22 protein-coding genes and 1 tRNA gene are annotated in these 21,647 nt (G+C 38.8%); 17 read left to right on the forward strand and 6 right to left on the reverse strand.

Annotation, left to right across the window (positions count from 1 at the left end; translation table 11 throughout):
* Positions 1–138: 138 nt before the first annotated feature.
* The 4 genes from dnaJ to L1S31_RS08390 all read right to left on the reverse strand — a co-directional run bounded on the left by dnaJ (position 139) and on the right by L1S31_RS08390 (position 3,543).
* On the reverse strand, positions 139–1,263 hold the full coding sequence (dnaJ, locus tag L1S31_RS08375) for a molecular chaperone DnaJ (RefSeq protein ID WP_236464277.1): 1,125 nt from the start codon (positions 1,261–1,263) through the stop codon (positions 139–141).
* A gap of 25 nt (positions 1,264–1,288) precedes the next feature.
* Complete coding sequence (locus L1S31_RS08380) at positions 1,289–1,852, reverse strand: nucleotide exchange factor GrpE (protein WP_236464278.1); 564 nt, start codon at positions 1,850–1,852, stop codon at positions 1,289–1,291.
* A 254-nt stretch (positions 1,853–2,106) separates the two neighbouring features.
* A complete protein-coding gene (locus tag L1S31_RS08385; RefSeq protein WP_236464279.1) occupies positions 2,107–3,012 on the reverse strand; it encodes a TIGR01777 family oxidoreductase in 906 nt (301 codons plus the stop codon).
* A gap of 75 nt (positions 3,013–3,087) precedes the next feature.
* Positions 3,088–3,543 carry a DUF4442 domain-containing protein gene (locus L1S31_RS08390; RefSeq protein ID WP_236464280.1) on the reverse strand — a complete coding sequence of 152 codons (456 nt, stop codon included), beginning with the start codon at positions 3,541–3,543 and terminating at the stop codon, positions 3,088–3,090.
* Positions 3,544–3,739: 196 nt separating this feature from the next.
* On the opposite strand from L1S31_RS08390, the gene L1S31_RS08395 reads away from it, so the two are divergent.
* From L1S31_RS08395 to L1S31_RS08420, 6 genes are all read left to right on the forward strand, one after another.
* The gene (locus L1S31_RS08395; protein WP_236464281.1) at positions 3,740–4,192 is read left to right on the forward strand and encodes a DUF4870 domain-containing protein; all 453 of its coding nucleotides are present in this window, start codon (positions 3,740–3,742) and stop codon (positions 4,190–4,192) included.
* Positions 4,193–4,247: 55 nt separating this feature from the next.
* Positions 4,248–4,616, forward strand: a complete 369-nt coding sequence (locus tag L1S31_RS08400; RefSeq protein WP_236464282.1) for a hypothetical protein — start codon at positions 4,248–4,250, stop codon at positions 4,614–4,616.
* Between the two features lie 122 nt (positions 4,617–4,738).
* Positions 4,739–5,080 carry a PadR family transcriptional regulator gene (locus L1S31_RS08405; RefSeq protein ID WP_236464283.1) on the forward strand — a complete coding sequence of 114 codons (342 nt, stop codon included), beginning with the start codon at positions 4,739–4,741 and terminating at the stop codon, positions 5,078–5,080.
* Positions 5,077–6,834 carry a PspC domain-containing protein gene (locus tag L1S31_RS08410; RefSeq protein ID WP_236464284.1) on the forward strand — a complete coding sequence of 586 codons (1,758 nt, stop codon included), beginning with the start codon at positions 5,077–5,079 and terminating at the stop codon, positions 6,832–6,834. Before L1S31_RS08405 ends, L1S31_RS08410 begins: the two co-directional genes overlap by 4 nt.
* 2 nt (positions 6,835–6,836) lie before the next feature.
* Positions 6,837–7,574 carry a head GIN domain-containing protein gene (locus L1S31_RS08415; RefSeq protein ID WP_236464285.1) on the forward strand — a complete coding sequence of 246 codons (738 nt, stop codon included), beginning with the start codon at positions 6,837–6,839 and terminating at the stop codon, positions 7,572–7,574.
* 75 nt (positions 7,575–7,649) lie between these two features.
* Positions 7,650–8,486, forward strand: a complete 837-nt coding sequence (locus L1S31_RS08420) for a GIN domain-containing protein (protein WP_236464286.1) — start codon at positions 7,650–7,652, stop codon at positions 8,484–8,486.
* A gap of 101 nt (positions 8,487–8,587) precedes the next feature.
* Here the strand turns inward: L1S31_RS08420 and trxB are convergent, their stop codons facing one another.
* Positions 8,588–9,535: a thioredoxin-disulfide reductase gene (trxB, locus tag L1S31_RS08425; protein ID WP_236464287.1), complete on the reverse strand. Its 948-nt coding sequence runs from the start codon at positions 9,533–9,535 to the stop codon at positions 8,588–8,590.
* Positions 9,536–9,691: 156 nt separating this feature from the next.
* Here trxB and L1S31_RS08430 point away from each other — a divergent pair, with 156 nt between their 5' ends.
* Complete coding sequence (locus L1S31_RS08430) at positions 9,692–10,126, forward strand: lipocalin family protein (RefSeq protein WP_236464288.1); 435 nt, start codon at positions 9,692–9,694, stop codon at positions 10,124–10,126.
* A 341-nt stretch (positions 10,127–10,467) separates the two neighbouring features.
* On the opposite strand, the gene L1S31_RS08435 is transcribed toward L1S31_RS08430, so the two are convergent.
* A tRNA-Pro gene (locus tag L1S31_RS08435) sits at positions 10,468–10,542 on the reverse strand.
* Between the two features lie 164 nt (positions 10,543–10,706).
* Here L1S31_RS08435 and udk point away from each other — a divergent pair.
* The 10 genes from udk to L1S31_RS08485 all read left to right on the forward strand — a co-directional run bounded on the left by udk (position 10,707) and on the right by L1S31_RS08485 (position 21,644).
* Entirely contained in the window at positions 10,707–11,315 is a 609-nt protein-coding gene (udk, locus tag L1S31_RS08440) for a uridine kinase (RefSeq protein WP_236464289.1), read from the forward strand.
* Between the two features lie 12 nt (positions 11,316–11,327).
* Positions 11,328–11,681: an FtsB family cell division protein gene (locus tag L1S31_RS08445; protein WP_236464290.1), complete on the forward strand. Its 354-nt coding sequence runs from the start codon at positions 11,328–11,330 to the stop codon at positions 11,679–11,681.
* A 9-nt stretch (positions 11,682–11,690) separates the two neighbouring features.
* Positions 11,691–13,049, forward strand: coding sequence for a methylmalonyl-CoA mutase subunit beta (locus tag L1S31_RS08450; RefSeq protein ID WP_236464291.1), 1,359 nt, complete (start codon positions 11,691–11,693; stop codon positions 13,047–13,049).
* Position 13,050: 1 nt separating this feature from the next.
* On the forward strand, positions 13,051–13,257 hold the full coding sequence (locus L1S31_RS08455) for a hypothetical protein (RefSeq protein ID WP_236464292.1): 207 nt from the start codon (positions 13,051–13,053) through the stop codon (positions 13,255–13,257).
* Positions 13,258–13,267: 10 nt separating this feature from the next.
* Positions 13,268–15,385 (forward strand): methylmalonyl-CoA mutase, encoded by a 2,118-nt coding sequence (gene scpA / locus L1S31_RS08460; RefSeq protein ID WP_236464293.1) that lies wholly within the window; start codon positions 13,268–13,270, stop codon positions 15,383–15,385.
* Between the two features lie 52 nt (positions 15,386–15,437).
* Entirely contained in the window at positions 15,438–16,253 is an 816-nt protein-coding gene (locus L1S31_RS08465; protein ID WP_236464294.1) for a LytR/AlgR family response regulator transcription factor, read from the forward strand.
* Between the two features lie 158 nt (positions 16,254–16,411).
* On the forward strand, positions 16,412–17,572 hold the full coding sequence (locus L1S31_RS08470; protein WP_236464295.1) for a serine hydrolase domain-containing protein: 1,161 nt from the start codon (positions 16,412–16,414) through the stop codon (positions 17,570–17,572).
* Between the two features lie 390 nt (positions 17,573–17,962).
* The gene (locus L1S31_RS08475; protein WP_236464296.1) at positions 17,963–18,955 is read left to right on the forward strand and encodes an SDR family NAD(P)-dependent oxidoreductase; all 993 of its coding nucleotides are present in this window, start codon (positions 17,963–17,965) and stop codon (positions 18,953–18,955) included.
* Between the two features lie 159 nt (positions 18,956–19,114).
* On the forward strand, positions 19,115–20,344 hold the full coding sequence (locus L1S31_RS08480) for a DNA cytosine methyltransferase (RefSeq protein WP_236464297.1): 1,230 nt from the start codon (positions 19,115–19,117) through the stop codon (positions 20,342–20,344).
* 1 nt (position 20,345) lies between these two features.
* On the forward strand, positions 20,346–21,644 hold the full coding sequence (locus L1S31_RS08485; RefSeq protein ID WP_236464298.1) for a phospholipase D-like domain-containing protein: 1,299 nt from the start codon (positions 20,346–20,348) through the stop codon (positions 21,642–21,644).
* Positions 21,645–21,647: the final 3 nt, after the last annotated feature.

Below are 21,647 nucleotides of genomic sequence, written 5' to 3' on the forward strand. Positions count from 1 at the left end.
GTACAGAATAAGTATGAAAAGAAATTATTTGTTACAAAAAAAACCCACCCTAATTTTTACAAAAGGATGGGAAAAATTGCTATGAAAAAGAAATTACTTGTTTCCAAGTAACATTCAAATATAAATATATTTTTTTAACTATGAAAACATATCCTTTACTTTTTCAAAAAAAGATTTGTCCCCTTTTTCGGGATTTGGAATAAAGTTTTCATCGGTTAATGATTTTTCAAAAAACTGGCGTTGTTCCTTCGACATTTTTCTAGGTGTCCATACATTCACATGTACTAATAAATCTCCACTTCCATAACTGTTCAGGCTAGGAATTCCTTTGCCTTTAAGCCTTAATATCTTGCCGGATTGAATTCCTTCCTCCAGCTTAATCCTAACCTTGCCATTGACAGCATCGATTTCTTTTGAAGCTCCTAAAGCTGCTTCGGCAAAACTGATGTATAAATCATAATGAAGGTTTTCACCTTCACGTTTCAAAAATTCATGCTCCAATTCTTCTATCGCAACAATCAAATCACCCGGAATTCCATTTCCCGGAGCGTCGTTTCCTTTTCCGGAAACCTTTAATTGCATTCCGTCAACAACTCCTGCCGGAATCTTGATAGAAACGGTTTCATCTTCCAGTATCATTCCGTGCGCATCGGCATTGTTTGGTTTGCTCTCAATAGTCTGGCCAGTTCCACCACAGGTGTTACAGGTAGTTGCCGACTGCATTCTTCCTAAAATCGTATTGGTAACCCTCAGCACCTGTCCTTGTCCATTACAGGTTGGGCAGGTTTTATATTTTACTCCAGGAGCCTGGACTTTACGCTTCACTTTTACTTTTTTCTCCACACCATTTGCAATTTCCTCTAAAGTCAGTTTGACCTTAATGCGGAGATTGCTTCCTTTTACCCTGCGCTGGCCACCAGAATTCCCTCCGAAACCGCCAAATCCACCACCGCCAAAAGCACTTCCGAAGATATCGCCAAACTGGCTGAAGATATCATCCATATTCATGTGATGTCCTCCACCAAAACCACCGGCACCATCAAAAGCGGCATGGCCATATTGATCGTACTTTGCTTTCTTATCGGCATCACCAAGCACTTCATAAGCTTCGGCTGCGGTTTTAAAATTTTCTTCGGCTTGTTTATCTCCCGGATTTTTATCAGGATGGAATTCAATGGCTTTTTTTCGGTATGCTTTTTTGATTTCTTCCGGAGAAGCACTTTTTGAAACGCCTAATATTTCGTAAAAATCTTTTTTGCTCATAGTATTTTATAAAAATTAGACCCGATTATTGTCCTATAACCACTTTTGGGAAACGAATTATTTTGTCGCCCAATTTATATCCTTTCTCGATTACATCAACCACTTTTCCTTTCAGATCATTTGATGGCGCAGGAATTTGGGTAATGGCTTCAGCAAAATCGGCATTGAAATTATCGCCAGCTTTTACTTCAACCTGTTCCAAACCTTTAGAAACAAGAGTGTTTTTCAATTTTTCGTGGATCAACTCCACGCCTTTCAACAACACATCGTCTTCCGATTTGGAAATTTCAACCATTGCCCTGTCAAAGTCATCCAATATTGGCAGGATTGCCTGTAATACTTCTTCGTTAGCAGTTTTAAACAATTCGATACGCTCTTTAGCTGTTCTTTTTTTAAAGTTTTCGAATTCGGCAAAAAGACGTAAAAATTTATCTTTTTCTTTGGCTAAATCCTCCTGCAGCTGTTCTTCGACAGTCAGCTCTACAGCAGATTCCACTTCGTTTACCGTGTTTTCATTCACGTCACATTCTTTTTCGCTATTTTCAGTATTCATTGTGCTTTTATTTTTAAATATATTCTTGATATTCATTTGCGGATTTTGGAAAGCAAAAGTACTGCCATTTCTTTGAAAATGTCAAATTGTCACTCTTTTTTTATTGGGCTGAAAAAAAACAACTTTCGAAGATTTAATAAAAAATTAATAAAATTTTAAGACTATTACGATTTCGTTTTGATTAAGTTTGTACAAGATACTTAAAGGTATCCCGTATAAGGTTAGCTCAAAAAATTATTAATTCGAGAATATTTTTGTAAAAAAAGTGCTGTAGGTTAACAGCACTTTTTTTAGTTATATAAGTCATTGATAGCGTCTTCTATCTGTGAGAATCTAAATTGGAATCCCAAACTCCGTATTTTTTCCGAACTGAGGTTTTTACTTGAGAATAACAGGTAACTCATTTCGCCGAGAATCAATTTCATTACAAACTCCGGAATATTTGGCAGCCAAAGTGGTTTTTTTAATGCTTGGGCTATAACTTTTGTCAACTCCTTATTGCTAACCGGATTTGGTGCAACTGCATTATAAACGCCCTCAAGCTGGTTTTCTATTGCAAAATCATAGAGTGCGACCAAATCCTTAAGGTGTATCCAGGATTGCATCTGTTTTCCATTTCCGAACGCTGCGCCAAAACCCATTTTTATTGGTTTTGCCATCTCGGGTATGGCTCCACCATCTTTTGAAACGACAACACCGGTTCTGATTTTACACACTTTTAAGCCTAAGACCTGAAACCTATTGGCGCTTTCCTCCCATTTCTTAACGACATGGGAAAGAAAACTGTCTTCCGTTTCGGTGGTGTTTTCATCATAAACTTTGGTATAACTATCAGGATAAATCGCAATTCCAGAAGCAGAAACAAACTGTTTCACCTGGTTTGGAGTTTTGCGAACCAGGTTATAAAGTAACTCGGCGGATAGAATCCTGCTTTCAATAATTTCCTGTTTATAAGCGTTTGTCCAGCGTTTGGATATGCTGGCTCCTGCCAAATGCACAATGACATCAACTTCGTAAAGGCAATTCTCATCTATTTTCCCTAATTCGGGATTCCAGTAGAAACCTTTGTAATTGGACTTGCTTTCAATTTTGGATAATGAAGTCGTTAAATAATTTACAGTATGATTTTGGGCCAGTAAAAGTTTAACCAACTCCTTTCCTACCAAACCTGTAGCGCCTGTAATGAGAATCTTCATAAGTAATTAGTTGTGTGTTCAGTAAATTTACAACCAACTTGTCTTAAATAAAACCTAATTATAATGGGTTTAACTTTATGGCTTCAATTTAATACTCCATTCGAAATTCATTTCGGAAACCTGCTCTCCTTTTTCATTTACGCCAATAGATTTCATCCAGATGGTTTGGCCCTCACCGTTTGCAATGGTTTTGTGGATAGCTTCCTCAATTAAATGCCCCTCATTGCAGGTGAAGGTAATTCTTCCTGTGGCTTTTTTGGTAAAGTTTCCATTGTTATTGGCAACCAGCATTGATATTCTTCTGCCGCTGAGTTTGATCTGCATCATTACCAAAGCGCCTGTTGTCAATTCAGCAGCCATTGCCTGAACGGCAAAATACATCGACTTAAAAGGGTTTTGATTGAACCAACGATGCTTTACGGTTACCACGCATTGTTCCTTTGAAATGGATTTTACCCGTACTCCACTCCAAAATGCGGAAGGTAATTTTAAAAATAAAAAGGTATTCAATTTTGACGGAGAAAATTCCATAGCACTTGATTTTACTGTAAATGTAATGAAAAAGAGCCTCAATATAGGCTTATATCAAATGTTAATATTTTGTTAAATGTTAGTACTTTGTATTGCATAGTATCTTTTTTTGGTTGTATCTTTGTATAAGAAATTAATAGCTTATCTATAGTATTAAAGAATAGCAGTTTCAATATCAATCTAAAAAAATCAAATCATGACAACAACTAATGACAAAAACATCGCTACAGTTTTACACCTTAGCACTTTGACACAGTATATCATTCCATTTGGGAATTATATTTTTCCAATTGTCATTTGGAGCTCAAAGAAAGAATCTGAATTTATCGACAACAATGGTAAAAGCGTTATGAATTTTCAATTGAGCATCCTTATATATAGCATCATATTATGTTTAATCGCCATACCTATTTTGCTATATACAATTTTCAGCAACGTTCCTATAAATCTAATTTTTAGTGATGACGATTTTATCATTGAAAACTTCAGTTTTGGCCAAATTGGAGGATTAGCAACAATTGGAATCACAGCAGCTTTCATATTTGGAGCGATGAAAGTAATTGAATTTGTTTTAGTAATCCTTGCAGCCGTTAAAGCTTCAAACGGGGAAAACTATAAATATCCGCTCAGCATACCCTTTTTTAAATAATCATCAATCACAATCAATCACAATCAAATCATTAATCAATTAAATCACAATCAAAATGAAACAATTAATCTTAATCGCAGGAATGCTACTAGCTATGACAGCAAACTTAGTAGCACAGGAAAACAAAGGTATCGAAGTTAAAAGCTTCCAAACACACAACACAGGATTACAAAAAGAAAATCATCAATTCGAAATTGTAGCCCATGAAGAAGTAGACGTTAATTTGAAATTCAACCTTAAAACCGAGGACAACATTAACATCATCGTAACTGACAAAAGAAACAACACTGTCCTTACTGAAAAATTTAAAAATGCAGGGCAAAACAAATTAAGCTTCACCATGGAAGAAAATGAAAAATACCTAGTGAAACTTATTGGAGAAAAACAATCTAATCTAATTGTTGAGCTTTCCGAAAACGACTAATCATCACGCCCCAAATTTCCAAAACATCAATCAATATCATCAATCATTACAATCATCAACCAGGTTTCAACCATCACTCAAAAAACGAACAGTATTAATCAAAAAAAATTAAATCATGTATTATGAATATTGAAAACACAAAAGCCCAGATGCGTAAAGGTGTTTTAGAATTTTGTATCTTGTCAGTTCTCAAAGACAAGGAAGCATACACTTCTGAAATATTGGACACTTTAAAAGACGCAAAATTGCTTGTGGTAGAGGGAACTGTTTATCCGCTATTGACAAGACTAAAAAATGACGGTCTGCTCAACTATCGTTGGGAAGAATCAACTTCTGGACCACCAAGGAAATATTATGGTCTTACAGAAATAGGAAAAACATTTTTAACGGAATTAAGCGGTACATGGTCTGAACTTTCAGGCGCCGTAAACATCATCACAACCAACAAATCAAAAAAATCATGAACAAAACAGTAAATATTAATATAGGCGGTTTAGTTTTTCACATAGATGAAGATGCATACCAAAAACTGACTCGATATTTCGAGGCTATCAAACGTTCGCTTTCAAATTCATCAGGAAAAGATGAGATCATGAAAGATATTGAAATGCGTGTGGCAGAATTGCTTACAGAAAAGCAAAAAAGCGACAAACATGTTATCAATAACAAAGATGTGGATGAAGTAATCGGTGTTATGGGGCAACCTGAAGATTACCGATTGGATGATGACGCAGACGACAAACCGGCAGAACCATTTTATCCATACACAAAATCAAAAAAATTGTACCGTGATAAAGACCGCGCAACCATTGCCGGAGTTTGTACAGGTTTGAGCCACTATTTCGGAATTGAATCGGTGTGGATCAAAATATTCTTTATCCTTCTTATCTGGGCTGGTGGAGCCGGTATCATCGCATATTTGGTACTTTGGATTGCAACTCCTAAAGCCATAACCACTACCGAGAAATTGGAAATGACCGGTGAACCGGTAACGATTTCCAATATCGAAAAAAAAGTAAGGGAAGAGTTTGATATCGTGGCCAACAGGGTTAAAAATGTAGATTACGACAAAATGGGAAACGAAATAAGAACCGGCGCCAGCAGGACAGCTGATGGAATTGGTGAGGTTTTCGTAAACATCTTTAAGGTATTTGCCAAAATACTTGGCGCAATAATCGTAGTATTCTCTTCGGTAGCTTTATTGGGAATCTGTTTTGCTTCGATCTTTATGATCTTTTCATCATCAATGCCTGATAATTACATCCTAAACCACATCAGCACTCCAATCGGATTGGAAACGCCAATTTGGGTTCAGGGAGTATTGTTCTTACTTGCTGCAGGAATCCCGGCATTCTTCTTCCTGATACTTGGTTTGAAATTGTTGGTGACCAACCTAAAATCATTAGGCAACATTGTTAAGTTTACCTTATTGGGAATTTGGATCATTGCAATGGGATTATTGATATCATTGGGAATCAACGAAGCTACGCTAATAGCTTATGATGGTAAAGATGTTAAAAAGGAAGTAATCAACATTGCTCCTACTGACACCCTGCTGATCAAATTCAAAAACAATGAGTTTTATTCTAAAGACAGATACCACAATACTGATTTCAGATTGACACAGGATGAGAAGAATAAAGAAGTAATTTATTCAAATAATATCTCTTTCGAAGTACGTCCAACCGAAGAAGCACTGCCTTACATTCAAATCGAAAGAATGGCAGCAGGAAAATCGGCAGCAGACGCTAAAGGCCGTGCAGAAAAAATCGAATACGGATATAAAGTTGAAGGAAATCAATTAATTTTAGACAATTATTTACTGACAGATGTTATCAACAAATTCAGAGGACAAAAGGTAGAGTTGTATTTGTATCTTCCAAAAGGAACCTTATTCAAAGCCGACGAAAGCGTTCAAAATTTTGACAATGGCTACAATGACTTCTTCGATTTACAATACAATTCAGACGAGTACATCTACAAAGTGGAAGAGTCACATGTAAAATGCCTTACCTGTCCGGATGATGAAAACGAAAACGGCGATGCTGAAGGTACAACTGAAGTCATCACCAATGAAAATGACAGCACCGATGTGGTTACCGTAAAGGTAAATGGTAAAATAGTTACCGAAACAAAAACCGGAAAAGGTGCTACTGGCAATGACAAAAAAACAACCCTTTCAGTTGACAAAAACGGAGTAATAATCAAAACAAAATAATCATGGTAAAGTTCGCAGTATTTTGCACCAAAGTAGTAGCAGCATCTTTTGCAGCAGTAATGTTTAGCTCATGTCATACCAGCATTGATTTAGGAAATGGCATCGACGGAAATGGAAATGTAACCAGGCAGACCCGTAACGTTAGCGATTTTACAAAAGTAGATGTAAACCGCGGTTTGAATGTAACTTTAGAACAGTCAGATTCTTTCTTTGTGGAAGTTGAAGCCGATGATAACCTACAGTCCCATATTTCAACCAAAGTAGAAAATGGTACATTGGTCATCACTACCGACGAAAATATTGACGAGGCTACAGCCAAAAACATCCATGTAAAAGCACCTTCGTTAACCAAGATTGAAACCTCAAGCGGTTCATCAGTTACCACAAAAAGTGTGTTCAGGGGAACGGATATGGCAGTAAAATCAAGCAGTGGAAGTGAATCAAGCCTTGATTTGGAATTTGATAATATTAGCTGCGAATCTTCAAGCGGTAGTTCAATCACCGTAAGAGGAAAAGCATTAAAATTAACAACCGATTCCTCAAGCGGAAGCGAAATAGAAGCCAAACATTTATTGGTAAACGATGTGGTTTCCGAATCAACCAGCGGAAGCTCAACAGGCGTTCATCCTTTAGTTAGCCTAAACGGAAAAGCTTCAAGCGGAAGCTCCATTAATTATGACGGTTCACCCAAAACGGTCACAAAAGAAGAGAGTTCCGGCGGAAGTGTTTCAAAAGAATAAGTTAATAAAACATCCCAATTTTCATTGGGATGTTTTTTTTTCTATTTTTGGCAAACTAACCATTGACCAACCCAAATGAAAAAAATAATTACACTTACCCTCCTTTGCGTTTCCGTGCTGGCATTTGCCCAGAAAAAGGAAAAAGTAAAAGGCTCTAAAATTGTCAAGCTCGAACAGAAGCAGGTCGAGAATTTCGAGAGTATTGAACTGGAAGACAACCTGGAAGTATTTTTAGTTAAAGGCGATGAGTGTGGATTGGAAATCGAAGCAGATGACAACCTGATAGAATTTGTGGATTATAAATTGACCGGGAAAAACCTGCGGATTTCAACAACAAGGGATATCAATAGCTTTAAAAAACTGAGTGTGCGCGTTACCTACAACGACAAACTCAATATGGTCATTGCCAAAGACGAAACCAATGTGACCGCACTTTCCGATGTAACTTTAGACAATATAACCTTCAAAAGTTATGATTACGCCAAATTGTTCCTGAATGCCAAAACCAAGAACTTCACGTTGATGGCAAACGACAAATCAAAAGTAGAACTGAATTTGAAATCCGAAAAGACAGCTGTTGATTTGAGTAAAAGTGCCTATGTAAAAGCCCTGATTTCGAGCGGTGAAATGCGGTTCGATATGTATCAGAAATCTTCTGCCGATATTGAAGGTGATGTCCTTACTTTAAAACTGAGGTTGGACAATAGTTCCGATTTTACAGGAAAAAAATTAACCGCAAAAACCGCCATGGTCGAAGTTGGCGCATATTCAAAAACCAGCATCAACATCAGTACCAATGCCGTAATCGATGCTTCGGGAAATAGCGAAATTGAATTGTATGGCGAACCAAAAATTGAAATGAAGCGTTTTGTAGAAAGCGCCATGATCAAGAAAAGACCCATCAAAAATTAAATAAAAAGTCCCATCTCTACAGATGGGACTTTTTTATTATAGTACGTCAGTTCGAGTGATTTCGACGTGTCGAAATTGTATCGAGAACATTTCTCTCACCATTATTCTTTTGCTGCCAAATACCTTTCGGCATCCAAAGCCGCCATACAACCTGTTCCGGCAGCAGTAATCGCCTGCCTGTAAACATGGTCTGCAGCATCACCCGCAACAAAAACTCCAGCCACATTGGTTTTTGAAGTTCCTGCTTCGTTTATGATATAACCTGTTTCATCAAGTGTAATATAATCCGCAAAAATATCAGTGTTGGGTTTGTGACCAATGGCTACAAAGAAACCGGTTGCCGGAATTAGTTTTTCCTCTTTTGCAGTTTTATCAATAACCTTTACAGCGGTCACGACTTGTCCGTCTCCAACAACTTCAAGGGTTTCTGTATTCAGCATGATTTCGATGTTTTCAGTTTTTCTAACGCGTTCCGCCATAATTTTAGAAGCCCTGAAGTTTTCACTTCGCACCAACATCGTAACTTTTTTACAAAGTTTGGATAAGTAATGTGCTTCCTCACAGGCCGAATCCCCTGCTCCAACAATCACCACTTCCTGGTTCCTGTAAAAGAACCCGTCGCAAACCGCACAGGCCGAAACACCACCACCCATTTGCAGGTAATGCTGCTCAGAAGGCAATCCTAAATATTTAGCCGAAGCTCCTGTTGAAATGATTACGGTATCGGCATGGATTTCGGTAGTTTCATTAATCCAAACTTTGTGAACGCTTCCCGAAAAATCAACTTTGGTTGCCCAACCATCGCGAACATCAGTTCCAAAACGTTTGGCCTGCTCCATTAATTGAATCATCATTTCCGGACCGGTAACCCCGTCAGGATAACCCGGGAAATTTTCTACTTCGTTGGTTGTGGTCAACTGTCCACCAGGTTGTGTCCCTTGATATAAAACCGGGAACATATTAGCTCTGGCTGCATAAATTGCAGCTGTATAACCCGCAGGTCCAGAACCTATTATTAGGCATTTTACTTTTTCTATAGTATCAGACATTGTAATGTTTTTTAAGCACCGCAAAGGTAACTTTTTATGTCCTAATTTTATGGGCTGCCTAAATAGTAATTAACAATATTTACATAAAGATTGGTGATTTCTTTTTAGTTCAGAATTAAGTCCTTATTTTTGAGAGAGATAAAAACCAAATTATTTATGAGAAAAATTATACCCGCTGCAGGACTGATTTTAATTGCACTATTGTTTAACGGATGCTCGGTTGACGAGGACAATAATGAAGATTTGGCCACCTTCGCACAGATTCAGGGAAAATGGAAACTAACCGAATATTACTCTGACGATCAGCCTGTAAACACACCAATACCAGACGGATATGAAATCGAATTCAATGAAGATAAGACCTTCACATCCAATGAAATTGACGGTTACAGCGGTGGAAACTACAGGGTTACTAAAGAGCCAGGTAAAAACATACAATTAACATATAGAAAACAATGGGACTCTCAAACTGCTTATAAATACATTGATGCTGTAGACGCTGATCACATTTATCTGCAGGAATCAACTTCTGAACCAACACATGACGGCGGTGTTAATTTAAGCGGTTATGTCCTGACACGCGTTCCGTAATTGACAATCAATTTAAAATATAATCCTTCCTTTTGGAAGGATTTTTTATTTATCAGTAGCACAACATTAGCTCTATTAGGATAAATCCTCCCGCTGTCCGCGCTACGCGGTAGCCTGCTCCCATCGGGGCTATAGAGGCGTTTCTTTTTAATCAGGCAGTATTGTCATTCCCGCGCAGACGGCAGGATTACTCCGTGATCCTGAGTTTGGGCTCTATCACTGGTAAATCCTTTATGGATGTTCCGTCCAAATGCTTTTTTATTTAGAAAAACAGCTCAAGTAAACTTGGCTGTTTTTCTAAATAAAAAATCCTTTCTGCAATAACAGAAAGGATTTACCCGTCGGGGTGGCAGGATTCGAACCTGCGGCCTCCTGCTCCCAAAGCAGGCGCGATAACCGGGCTACGCTACACCCCGAAAGCGAGTGCAAATATAGAATTAATAATTAGTTTACAAAAGCTTTTTATTTTTTTTATCTTCAGAAGGCAGGCACTTCAATTTAAAATTTAAAATTCAAAATTTAAAATAAAAAAGTCGATATAATTTCTATTTTTGTTGAAACTAAAACAACACAACAATATATGCTAATTATTGGAATTGCTGGCGGTACAGGAAGTGGAAAAACAACCGTGGTCCAACAGATTATTAATGAACTGCCGGAAGCTGAAGTCGGCGTAATTTCCCAGGACTCCTATTACAGGGTAAACGACAGTTTAAGCTTTGAGGAAAGAGGACTGATCAATTTTGACCATCCTCGTGCCATCGACTTTGAATTGTTGGTAAGCCATTTGACAGAACTCAAAAAAGGCAACACCATAGAACAGCCCGTTTATTCCTTTGTAACACACAACCGCACAGACGACAGCATCATCACACATCCAAGAAAAGTAATGATTGTTGAAGGAATCCTTATTTTGGCAAACCCCGAACTGCGTGAAATGTTTGATGTAAAAATATTTGTCCACGCCGATTCTGATGAACGCCTTATCCGTCGTTTAAAAAGGGATATCGCCGAACGTGGCCGTGATATGGAAGAAGTATTGAACCGTTACCAAACAACGCTCAAGCCAATGCACCAGCAGTTTATCGAACCAACCAAAGCGTATGCCGATATCATTATTCCAAATGACAAATACAATACGGTTGCCATTGACGTGGTAAGAGCGGTTATCAATCAAAGAATTACCTAAAAGCTAAGATTCATGAGCTATTTTAAAAACCTGACTGATGCCTATCCTATCCTGAAAATCCTCGGGAACAGGTATGTTATCGTTTTGGTTTTTTTTACCGTTTGGATGCTCTTCCTGGACAATACTTCCTATATGGAACACCGAATCCTGAACAAACAGCTCAACGAACTCGAAGACAATAAAAAATACTATCAGGATGAAATCCGGAAAGATGATGAAAACATCAAACTCCTCAAAAATCCTGACCAGATAGAGAAATACGCGCGTGAAAAATATTATATGAAACGCGACAGCGAAGACATCTACATTATCGAATTTGAAGGCGATTCCATCAAGGATGAAAAATCAGATTCAAAATCTTTATAAAGTATAGTTATGGCTGAGAATTTATTTGATGCTTTCGAACCCGTTTCCTCCAAACAATGGAAACAGCAAATCCAGTACGAACTAAAAGGTGCCGATTACAACGACACTTTGGTTTGGGAAAGCCTGGAAGGCATCAAAGTTAGGCCATTTTATCACAACGATGAATCGGAAGCCAGGTTTACAATAAAGGAAAACACTGAACCTTTTTCAATACTACAAAACATTTATGTTCATGACATTGGCCTGTCCAATAAAAGAGCTTTGGATTCGTTAAATAGAGGCGCTGAAAGTATTCGGTTTACGCTTGAAAATGAGAAGGTTGCGATAGCCGACTTAATGCGGAATCTTCCTCTGGAAAACACCTCTTATTTTTTTGTCCTGCCATCCTTATCCATTGATTTGGTTTCCAAAATCAACGAATTTGCAGCTCAAAACAAAGCAGCTTTTTTCGTTCAGCTTGACCCCGTTGGGCAATTGGCAAAAGACGGAAACTGGTTCGAAAACCTGGATGCCGATTTTGAAAAACTGAATAGTATTTCAGATAAAACCAATACTCCATTCCTGACAGTCAACGCAGGGATTTACCAAAATGCAGGTGCCAATATGGTACAGCAGTTGGGCTACACTTTGGCACACGTCAATGAATATTTCAACCGCGTTAAAAACATCAGTCAGCCTATAACAATTGAAGTTTCAGTTGGTACAAATTACTTTTTTGAAATTGCCAAATTACGTGCTTTGCGTCTATTGTTCAATACATTGGCAGCAGAATACAACTACAATTTGGATTGCCATATTATTTCCACGCCAACCAAACGCAACAAAACCCTTTACGATTACAACGTCAATATGCTCCGCACCACAACCGAATGCATGTCGGCTATTTTGGGCGGTGCCAATGCCATTGCGAATCTTCCTTACGATGCTTTGTACCATAAGGACAATGAATTTGGTGATCGAATTGCACGCAACCAATTATTGGTATTGAAACACGAAAGTTATTTTGACAAAGTCAGCAATCCTGCTGATGGCGCGTATTATATAGAATCCTTAACCGAACAGTTGGCTGAAAAGGCCTTGCTGCTGTTCAAGGAAATTGAAGAAAAAGGCGGATTCATCACTCAGCTTATCGAAGGGAACATCCAAAAGAAAATCAGCGAAAGTGCGACAAAGGAACAGGAGCTTTTCGATAGCGGGAAAGAAATTTTATTGGGAACCAATAAGTATCCTAACAAAAATGACAGAATGAAACAGGATTTGGAATTGTATCCTTTCCTAAAACAAAACCCACGTAAAACCTTAATCACACCGATTATTGAAAAGCGATTGGCAGAGAAACTGGAACAGGAACGATTAGCCTCGGAATAATATGGAACTTTATTTCATCATTTTCTGGATTTTGGCTTTAGCCGCTTTGATATTTGGCTTAGTCAACCTGACACTGGGAATAACATACAAAAAATGGAAAAGGATTGTGATAGCAGTAGTCAGTTTTGCATTAGCCCGCTATTTTTATTATTTACCCTATGATATTTTCATAGACGGCCTGTCAAATGTTTTGGGAAGCCGCAATTAGTATTTAAAGCATGAGAAAAAACATCCAACATATAAAAATAAAGTCGGAAGCACAAAATGCTGAGAACAAAGATAGATTTTTGACTGCTGAAGGAGTTGAACTCAAGTCGTCTTACACAAATGCCGACATTGAAAACCTCGAACACATCGGTTTCGGAGCCGGCTTTGCACCCAATCTTCGTGGGCCTTATGCAACGATGTATGTGCGCCGTCCGTGGACCATTCGTCAATATGCCGGATTTTCTACTGCCGAGGAAAGCAACGCCTTTTACCGAAGAAACCTGGCTGCAGGACAAAAAGGATTGTCGGTTGCTTTCGATTTGGCTACGCACAGGGGTTATGATTCCGATCACGAGCGTGTGGTGGGCGATGTTGGTAAAGCAGGTGTTGCGATAGATTCGGTTGAGGATATGAAAATCCTTTTTGACCAGATTCCATTGAATGAAATGTCGGTTTCAATGACCATGAACGGTGCAGTTTTGCCCATCATGGCTTTTTATATTGTCGCTGCAGAAGAACAGGGCGTTGCTCCCGAACTGCTTTCAGGAACGATTCAAAATGATATTTTAAAGGAGTTTATGGTGCGGAATACCTACATCTATCCTCCCACGCCATCTATGAAAATCATTGCTGATATTTTTGAATACACCAGCAAATACATGCCTAAGTTCAACTCGATTTCCATTTCGGGTTACCACATGCAGGAAGCCGGAGCTACTGCCGATATTGAACTGGCGTATACTTTGGCTGACGGATTGGAATACATCCGAACCGGTTTGGCTGCCGGAATGAAAATCGACGAATTCGCTCCACGCCTATCCTTCTTTTGGGCAATCGGGATGAATCATTTTATGGAAATTGCCAAAATGCGTGCGGCCAGAATGTTATGGGCAAAACTATTGAAACAATTTAATCCGAAAGATGAAAAATCATTGGCCTTACGAACGCACTGCCAGACTTCGGGTTGGAGCCTGACCGAACAGGATCCATTCAACAATGTGGCACGAACAGCCATCGAAGCTGCGGCTGCAGCCTTCGGCGGAACCCAATCCCTACACACGAATGCTTTAGATGAAGCGATTGCACTGCCAACGGATTTCTCAGCACGAATTGCGAGAAACACCCAGATATTTTTACAGGAAGAAACCAAAATCTGCAAAACCGTAGACCCTTGGGCCGGAAGTTATTATGTAGAAAGCCTTACGGCAGAAATCACCGAAAAAGCCTGGGCATTAATTCAGGAAGTTGAAGAATTAGGCGGAATGACCAAAGCCATCGAAGCCGGAATTCCGAAACTTCGAATTGAAGAAGCCGCAGCACGCAAACAGGCGCGTATCGACAGCTCTCAGGATATTATTGTTGGGGTAAACAAATACCGTTTGGAAAAGGAAGATCCTTTACATATTCTCGATGTGGATAACCAAATGGTCCGCAAACAGCAAATCGAACAGCTCCAGCAAATAAAAGCAACCCGTGATGACGCCAAGGTAAAAGCCAGCCTGGCAAAATTAACCGAATGCGCTATCAACGGTCAGGAGAATTTATTATCTTTAGCCGTAGAAGCAGCCCGAAACCGAGCCACACTGGGTGAAATCAGTGATGCATTGGAACAGGTTTTCGGACGCTATAAAGCACAAATCAGAAGTTTCAGCGGCGTGTACAGTAAAGAAATCAAAAACGACCAGAGCTTTGAAAAAGCCAAACAATTAGCCGACGCTTTCGCCAAAAAGGAAGGCCGTCGCCCGCGTATCATGATTGCCAAAATGGGCCAGGACGGACACGACCGTGGTGCCAAAGTAGTGGCAACCGGTTACGCCGATGTTGGCTTTGACGTAGATATTGGACCGCTATTCCAAACCCCACAGGAAGCCGCCAAGCAGGCTGTGGAAAACGACGTACACATTTTAGGGGTTTCTTCATTGGCAGCCGGACATAAAACCTTGGTTCCACAGGTAATTGAAGAACTCAAAAACTACGGGCGTGAAGACATTATGGTAATTGTCGGCGGTGTAATCCCGTCACAGGATTACCAGTTCCTTTTTGACTCTGGTGCCGTTGCAGTCTTTGGTCCCGGAACTAAAATCAGTGATGCTGCGATTAGTATTTTAGAGGTATTATTAGAGGATTAACCCTTTTGTCATTCCCGTGAAGGCGGGAATCCATTTAATATAAACCATGGCTATGAAACCCGGTTCAACCAAAGACATCCGTTTGTTTTTACTATTGATTCCGATTATCAATCTGCTGAATTATTTCCTTACGTATAACAATATTCAGTTCAACGGTTATTTTATCCAAACGCTTTTAATGGATACGATTCAGGGCTATTTGTGCTGGCTCATCATTCGGTACACTATATTCAAGATTGAAGAAAAAAAGCCTTTGATTGATTTCAGTGTATCTAGATTAGTCTTTCAACTTGCCGTTACAGTTGTTGTGGGATTGCTTTCGATTATCATCCCAACCGAAATCCTAAACGCGATCTTAAAGGACACGCCGGTTCCAACCAATTTTTACACCCACGACATTTTCATCTTCCTGATTTGGATATTGGTCATCAACGGTATTTATATAGGAATGTATTATTACGACATCTGGAAATCAACCACCACAACCCTCACCGATGAAAGAACCTTAAAGGCAGAAGGTTTTAGTGTCCGTTTGGGAAGCAGGAATATCAAGATTCCGTTAAACGAAATCCGGGGATTTTACGTAGAAGACAACAGCACCTATATTGTCAATGCTGATTTTAAATCACATATTATTGACAGTTCGCTCGAAAAAGTCGAGGAAACCCTTCCGGCCGAATTGTTCTTTCGGGTAAACCGAAAATACATCCTGCACCGCGATGCAATAAAATCCTTCAAACGCATCGAAAACAACAAGATTGAGATTGAAACTTCAATCGAGGATCCTACTCCAACGCAACTTACGATAAGCCGACTCAAAGCTCCCGATTTTAAGAAATGGTTCGGGCAGGACGCCGCTTCGCTCTAAACACTCCGCCTTCCGTTTCGATACATTCGACTGCATTTCAACTCCAAAATTGGTACACTTCGGCAACAAACCCCTTGATTTGCTTGAGTTGTGCCCTGGCATGCCTATACATTTGCCTCAAGTTTCACTCATCAATTAATCATTAAAAAATCAAAATCATGTCAGAACTCAACTTCATCGTAAAAAGGCTAAAAATCATTACCGTATTTATTGCATCATTATTCAGTTTTTCCCAATTGGGCTTTGCCCAAGGCACACAAAAAACATTCGAAACCCGAAAAGCAGACGTAATCGAAATCCTGAAAAAAAATGTAGCCAACGGACTTCCCGGAGCGGCCATTTCATTTTCTTCTCCACAAGGCGATTGGACCTATTCCGAAGGGTATGCCAATCTGGAAAACAAACAACCCCTTACCAACGACAACCTGCATTACCTGCAAAGTGTCAGCAAACTGTACATGGCAGTGGCTATCCTAAAATTATCCGAAGAAGGTAAAATCAAGCTTTCAGACGACATTTCAAAATACCTTGACCCAAAACAGGCAGGATTGTTAACCACAAGAGGCATCACAGTAAAAATGCTGCTCAACCACACCTCGGGAATTCCGGAATATGCCACAAAGCCCAAATTTGTCACTTTCGTTTTGGAACATCCTCTGCAGACATTTGATGTATGGAATTGCGTTTATATGGTGAAGAACGAACCGCTGGATTTTGCTCCGGGAACGCAATACGCCTACTCTAACACCAACTATACTCTCCTATCGCTAATCGCAGACAAAATCACCGGCAACCACGTAAAGTATCTGGAAAAGGTAATCTTCAAACCTTTGGGATTGACCCAAACCCACTACCTTACAGCAGCCAATTACAGGAAAATTGAAGGCATAGCTGATTCGTATTGGGACGTCCTAAACATCGAAAAACCAGCCAACATCACCAACATCCAAAAAGTAAATGTAGCCTCATTGCGTGGCGATGACGGAATCGTATGCGCTACTTCCGACGCAGTCAAATTCATGAAAGGCTTGGTACAGGGCAAAATCCTGAAACCCGAAACATTAGCCCTGATGCAGCAATTCGTAAGCAAAGACGGTCGCAAAAGATACGGTCTTGGTTTGGAATACTATGACCTCGGAACCACGTACGCCATTGGCCACTCCGGCGGCGGAATTGGCGCCGGCTGTGTCCTGATGTACTTACCCGAACTCGACAGCTATGTATTCCTCGCTACCAATTTCACCACACTCATCGAAAGCAAAATTTCAACAAAGTGCCAAAGCATCCAGACGGATATTTTGATGGCGTTGTTTATGTAACTGCCTATTTACTTTGTCATTCCGACGAAGGAGGAATCTATGCACTCACTCTTAAGTGGGTGTTTTTTTGTCTGTCAATACGGTGGAGAAAATGTCGAGGCTGCGTCGACAAAATGTCCAGGCTGCGTCGAAAAGAACTGGAAGCATGTGTCGAGATGAACTTGAAGCATGCGTCGAAAAGAACTGGAAGCATGCATCGAAAAGAACTGGAAGCATGCGTCGAGAAAATGTCGGCGCAAACTTGTTGTCTTTCCCGCGAAGGCGGGAATCCATAAACAGAAATACAGGTTTCGCGCTTAGTCGTAATCTTATAAACTTTCCTCAAAAAGTGATAAGCCGAAATCTTAATTAAGAAATAACTTTACTGGTAATCCGTAAATAAACTAAGTCATGGAAACCATAGAAAATTTCAAAAACAGCCTCAGAGGAAAAACAGTAGTTATTACCGGCGCAAGCAGCGGTGTGGGCCGTGCCGCAGCCGAACTGTTCGCTGCCGAAGGATGCAACCTGGTCCTCGTGGCAAGGGGAAAAAAAGGAGTGGACGAAATCGTCGCCATCTGCAGGGCGCTCGACGCCACCGCTATAGGAGTCTATGCTGATGTTTCAAAAGCCGAGGATGTGAGTAGGATAGCTGAAGAGGCTTTGCAATTGAGTGGCCGCATCGATGTGTGGGTGAATAATGCCGGAGTTATGGCGAGTGGAAAGTTTGAAGAGATTCCAATGGAAATCCATGAACAGGTGATCAAAACCAATCTGTTCGGATATATGCATGGCGCCTACGAAGCCATTAAAATTTTCAAGGAACAAAACGAAGGAATACTGATTAACAACGTATCCATCGGAGGCTATGTACCGGCACCTTACAGCGCGGTATACTCCGCCACAAAATATGGCATTAGGGGCATGATGGAATGCCTACAGGGAGAAATCTCCAACAGAAGCAACATCCATGTCTGCAATCTTTTTCCACAGCTGCAAAATTCCACCGGAAACCTGCACTCGGCGAAATATTCCGGATTTGACATCCCCATTTCCCCAATTGCCTCCGACCCTTTTACAACAGCCTCAAAAATGATTGCCTTGGCCAAACATCCAAAAAAAGGCCAGTATCCCGACTTAAAGGCAGCAGTAATCACCAACCTGTACTTGTTGTTTCCAAAGCTCATCATCAATGCGGCATCAGCAGTCATCCGATATAAAATGAAACACAATGAAAATAAAGACGCTAATCCGGGCAACATCCTGGAAGAGTCTCAAAATCCGCATCGCGTATATGGGAATCCTCCTTCCGGGTCACCATCAAATAACAATATAGGCCTGGCTGTTCTGGCTGGGGTTGGTTTAGGACTGGGATTGTTGCTTTTGAGTAATAGGGAGGATTAGGATATTTTCTTAGGTTATATGAGCACTCACTTTAAGTGGGTGTTTTTTTCGAGAATAGTTAACATCCCAATGTTAAAAAATTTGGTAAAGAATTAATCAACCTCCTAATTTTTTAATACAAAATTCACGAACTTGCAACTCAACTAATTACTGCTTAAAATGAAATTGAAAGAAAGGATATCCATTGATGAATTTGACGATAAAAAATTTAATGCTCGTTTCGATGAGGATAGTAATAATAAAAAGGCTGTTCTAACACATTATCTACACAACTATCATAATGGAGTTAAAGATCATTTTAAGAAAGAAGCAGCACATTATTTGAAACAAATCGTTGAATATAAAAACGAAGAAGAAAAGCTAAATTTAGTGGAAGATGTAGCGCTTCAACAATTGTTGTTCGAGGTAGAAGATGTTCCCTTTCCTACTCCAGAAAAATATGATTTTAAATTTATAGATTTATTTGCAGGGATTGGCGGATTTAGAATTGCTCTACAGAATGTTGGAGGAAAATGTGTTTATACTAGCGAATGGGATACCAATGCTAAAATAACCTACAGAACAAATTTCGGTGAAGTCCCTTTTGGGGATATTACAAAAGAATACACCAAAAATTACATTCCTAAAAAATTTGAAGTCCTATGTGCTGGTTTTCCATGCCAGGCATTTTCCATTGCAGGCTATAGAAAGGGCTTTCACGATACCAGAGGAACCTTATTTTTTGATTTAGAAAAAATCATTGAAAAACACAGACCAAAAGTTGTGTTTTTGGAGAATGTAAAAAACCTTGTTTCGCATGACAATGGAAATACATTTAAAATTATTTTAGAAATTTTAGAAGATAAACTTGGTTACAAGGCATATACAAAAGTTCTTAATTCTGCTACTCATGCGAATGTCCCTCAAAACAGAGAAAGGATATTTATCGTTGCTTTTGATCCCAAACAAGTTAAAAACTACGAGAATTTTAATTTTCCAGAACCAATTCCATTAACCAAAACTATTCATGATATTTTAGAAAAAGGAAAACAGGCGGATAATCTTTATTATAAAAAAGATCACCAATATTATCCTGAGTTAGTAAAAACAATGACTTCGAAAGACACTATTTATCAGTGGCGGAGAGTTTATGTAAGAGAAAACAAAAGTAATGTCTGCCCTACTCTTACTGCAAATATGGGCGCCGGAGGACATAATGTACCATTAGTTTTAGACGATTATGGTATTAGAAAACTTACTCCAAAAGAATGTTTTGCATTTCAAGGTTATCCAATGGATAAATATATTTTACCAAATATCTCTAACAGTAAATTGTATATGCAGGCTGGTAATTCAGTAACGACTACTTTGATTGAAAGGATAGCCAAACATATTATAAAAGTACTGTAATATGAGTATTTGGGAAAAATATTCTAAAGAAGAGCGTGAGGATTACATCAAATTTTTACAGGTGTATGGTGCATTATCTAATTTGTTTCGTCAGAAACAGGGAGATTTAATTCCATATCTTGACTCAAAATTTCAAGAAACTGTTTTCGCTAAAATATTTAAAAGTCAAAATGCTGATATTGGAAATACTCCACATGATGTTGTATCTGTTTTTGACGATGAAAGAATTGGTATTGGATTAAAAACCTGGATGTCGAGTAAACCATCATTTCAAAAAGTGATGCAGTTGAAACGCAATCAAAATGAGATAAATATTTTACTTGAGGCTGGCGATAAAGAAGCTTTAGCTTACAGAATATCGGAAATTAAAAATGAAAAGTTGGAAAGTGACTATTTTCGCTTAGGATTATCAAAGGATAAAAATATTTATCATTATATCACTCGCGATAAAGGTATTTTTACTGTAAATGAGTGCACATATCCATTGATCGACATTAATAACTTGAAAGACTTTAATATAGCACCCAATGCCCTTTTATGGTCGGATGGAATTAAAAATTATAAATATACTTTTGGAGATTCTCAAATATGGCAGAAATTCGATTCTTCGAAAAGCGACACTTTAATACTTCATAAATTTGATGTAAAAATAATTGAAGATCCTTTTTCTTTTTTACTTAAAGCATATTTTAATTTAATTGAAACAGCAGAGGAAACTAAAGAAGAAATTGTTGAAGCGTATTTGCCATTATATTCTTATGACAGTAAAGAAGTTGAACAAAAATCAGGTTTAAATGCTTGGAATGGTGCCCCAAAAAGTGGTACAACTCCCAGACCGTTAAATGAAGTTTACATCCCTATTCCTAGAGATTTTCACAAAAAGCATCCTGACTTCTTTACGAAGAATATATTTGAATTCGAGAAATTTAGGGAAAGTTATTCAGGAAAAGGTAATAAACCAGAAATTAGATTTCACTTAAATTTGCCTAATGGTAAAACTATTCCTTGTTTATTAACAGGGGACAGCATGAAACATTTTCAATCAGGTAGTCATAATGAAGTAGATGAAAATGGAAAAAAGTATGGACAATCAGCATTAGGTCAATGGCTTTTAATAGATGTATTAGGTTTAAATGAACGGAAGTTAGTAACTCGTGAATGGTTACAAAAAAAGGGTACTGACTCTGTTCGTCTGTGGCGAAAAAAAGAGGATTATAATACTATAAATATTGATTTTGCACCAGTGGGAGCATTTGAAGCATTCATGAAAGACGAGCCAATTCCACAAGAAGAAGAATAAAAA

The organism is Flavobacterium wongokense, assembly GCF_021608265.1.
GTDB classification, from domain to species: domain Bacteria; phylum Bacteroidota; class Bacteroidia; order Flavobacteriales; family Flavobacteriaceae; genus Flavobacterium; species Flavobacterium wongokense.

Coding starts and splice junctions, on each gene's coding strand:
- dnaJ (WP_236464277.1), bottom strand. CDS start 1,263: ATGAGCAAAAAAGATTTTTACGAAATATTAGGCGTTTCAAAAAGTGCT.
- L1S31_RS08380 (WP_236464278.1), bottom strand. CDS start 1,852: ATGAATATCAAGAATATATTTAAAAATAAAAGCACAATGAATACTGAA.
- L1S31_RS08385 (WP_236464279.1), bottom strand. CDS start 3,012: ATGAAGATTCTCATTACAGGCGCTACAGGTTTGGTAGGAAAGGAGTTG.
- L1S31_RS08390 (WP_236464280.1), bottom strand. CDS start 3,543: ATGGAATTTTCTCCGTCAAAATTGAATACCTTTTTATTTTTAAAATTA.
- L1S31_RS08395 (WP_236464281.1), top strand. CDS start 3,740: ATGACAACAACTAATGACAAAAACATCGCTACAGTTTTACACCTTAGC.
- L1S31_RS08400 (WP_236464282.1), top strand. CDS start 4,248: ATGAAACAATTAATCTTAATCGCAGGAATGCTACTAGCTATGACAGCA.
- L1S31_RS08405 (WP_236464283.1), top strand. CDS start 4,739: ATGAATATTGAAAACACAAAAGCCCAGATGCGTAAAGGTGTTTTAGAA.
- L1S31_RS08410 (WP_236464284.1), top strand. CDS start 5,077: ATGAACAAAACAGTAAATATTAATATAGGCGGTTTAGTTTTTCACATA.
- L1S31_RS08415 (WP_236464285.1), top strand. CDS start 6,837: ATGGTAAAGTTCGCAGTATTTTGCACCAAAGTAGTAGCAGCATCTTTT.
- L1S31_RS08420 (WP_236464286.1), top strand. CDS start 7,650: ATGAAAAAAATAATTACACTTACCCTCCTTTGCGTTTCCGTGCTGGCA.
- trxB (WP_236464287.1), bottom strand. CDS start 9,535: ATGTCTGATACTATAGAAAAAGTAAAATGCCTAATAATAGGTTCTGGA.
- L1S31_RS08430 (WP_236464288.1), top strand. CDS start 9,692: ATGAGAAAAATTATACCCGCTGCAGGACTGATTTTAATTGCACTATTG.
- udk (WP_236464289.1), top strand. CDS start 10,707: ATGCTAATTATTGGAATTGCTGGCGGTACAGGAAGTGGAAAAACAACC.
- L1S31_RS08445 (WP_236464290.1), top strand. CDS start 11,328: ATGAGCTATTTTAAAAACCTGACTGATGCCTATCCTATCCTGAAAATC.
- L1S31_RS08450 (WP_236464291.1), top strand. CDS start 11,691: ATGGCTGAGAATTTATTTGATGCTTTCGAACCCGTTTCCTCCAAACAA.
- L1S31_RS08455 (WP_236464292.1), top strand. CDS start 13,051: ATGGAACTTTATTTCATCATTTTCTGGATTTTGGCTTTAGCCGCTTTG.
- scpA (WP_236464293.1), top strand. CDS start 13,268: ATGAGAAAAAACATCCAACATATAAAAATAAAGTCGGAAGCACAAAAT.
- L1S31_RS08465 (WP_236464294.1), top strand. CDS start 15,438: ATGAAACCCGGTTCAACCAAAGACATCCGTTTGTTTTTACTATTGATT.
- L1S31_RS08470 (WP_236464295.1), top strand. CDS start 16,412: ATGTCAGAACTCAACTTCATCGTAAAAAGGCTAAAAATCATTACCGTA.
- L1S31_RS08475 (WP_236464296.1), top strand. CDS start 17,963: ATGGAAACCATAGAAAATTTCAAAAACAGCCTCAGAGGAAAAACAGTA.
- L1S31_RS08480 (WP_236464297.1), top strand. CDS start 19,115: ATGAAATTGAAAGAAAGGATATCCATTGATGAATTTGACGATAAAAAA.
- L1S31_RS08485 (WP_236464298.1), top strand. CDS start 20,346: ATGAGTATTTGGGAAAAATATTCTAAAGAAGAGCGTGAGGATTACATC.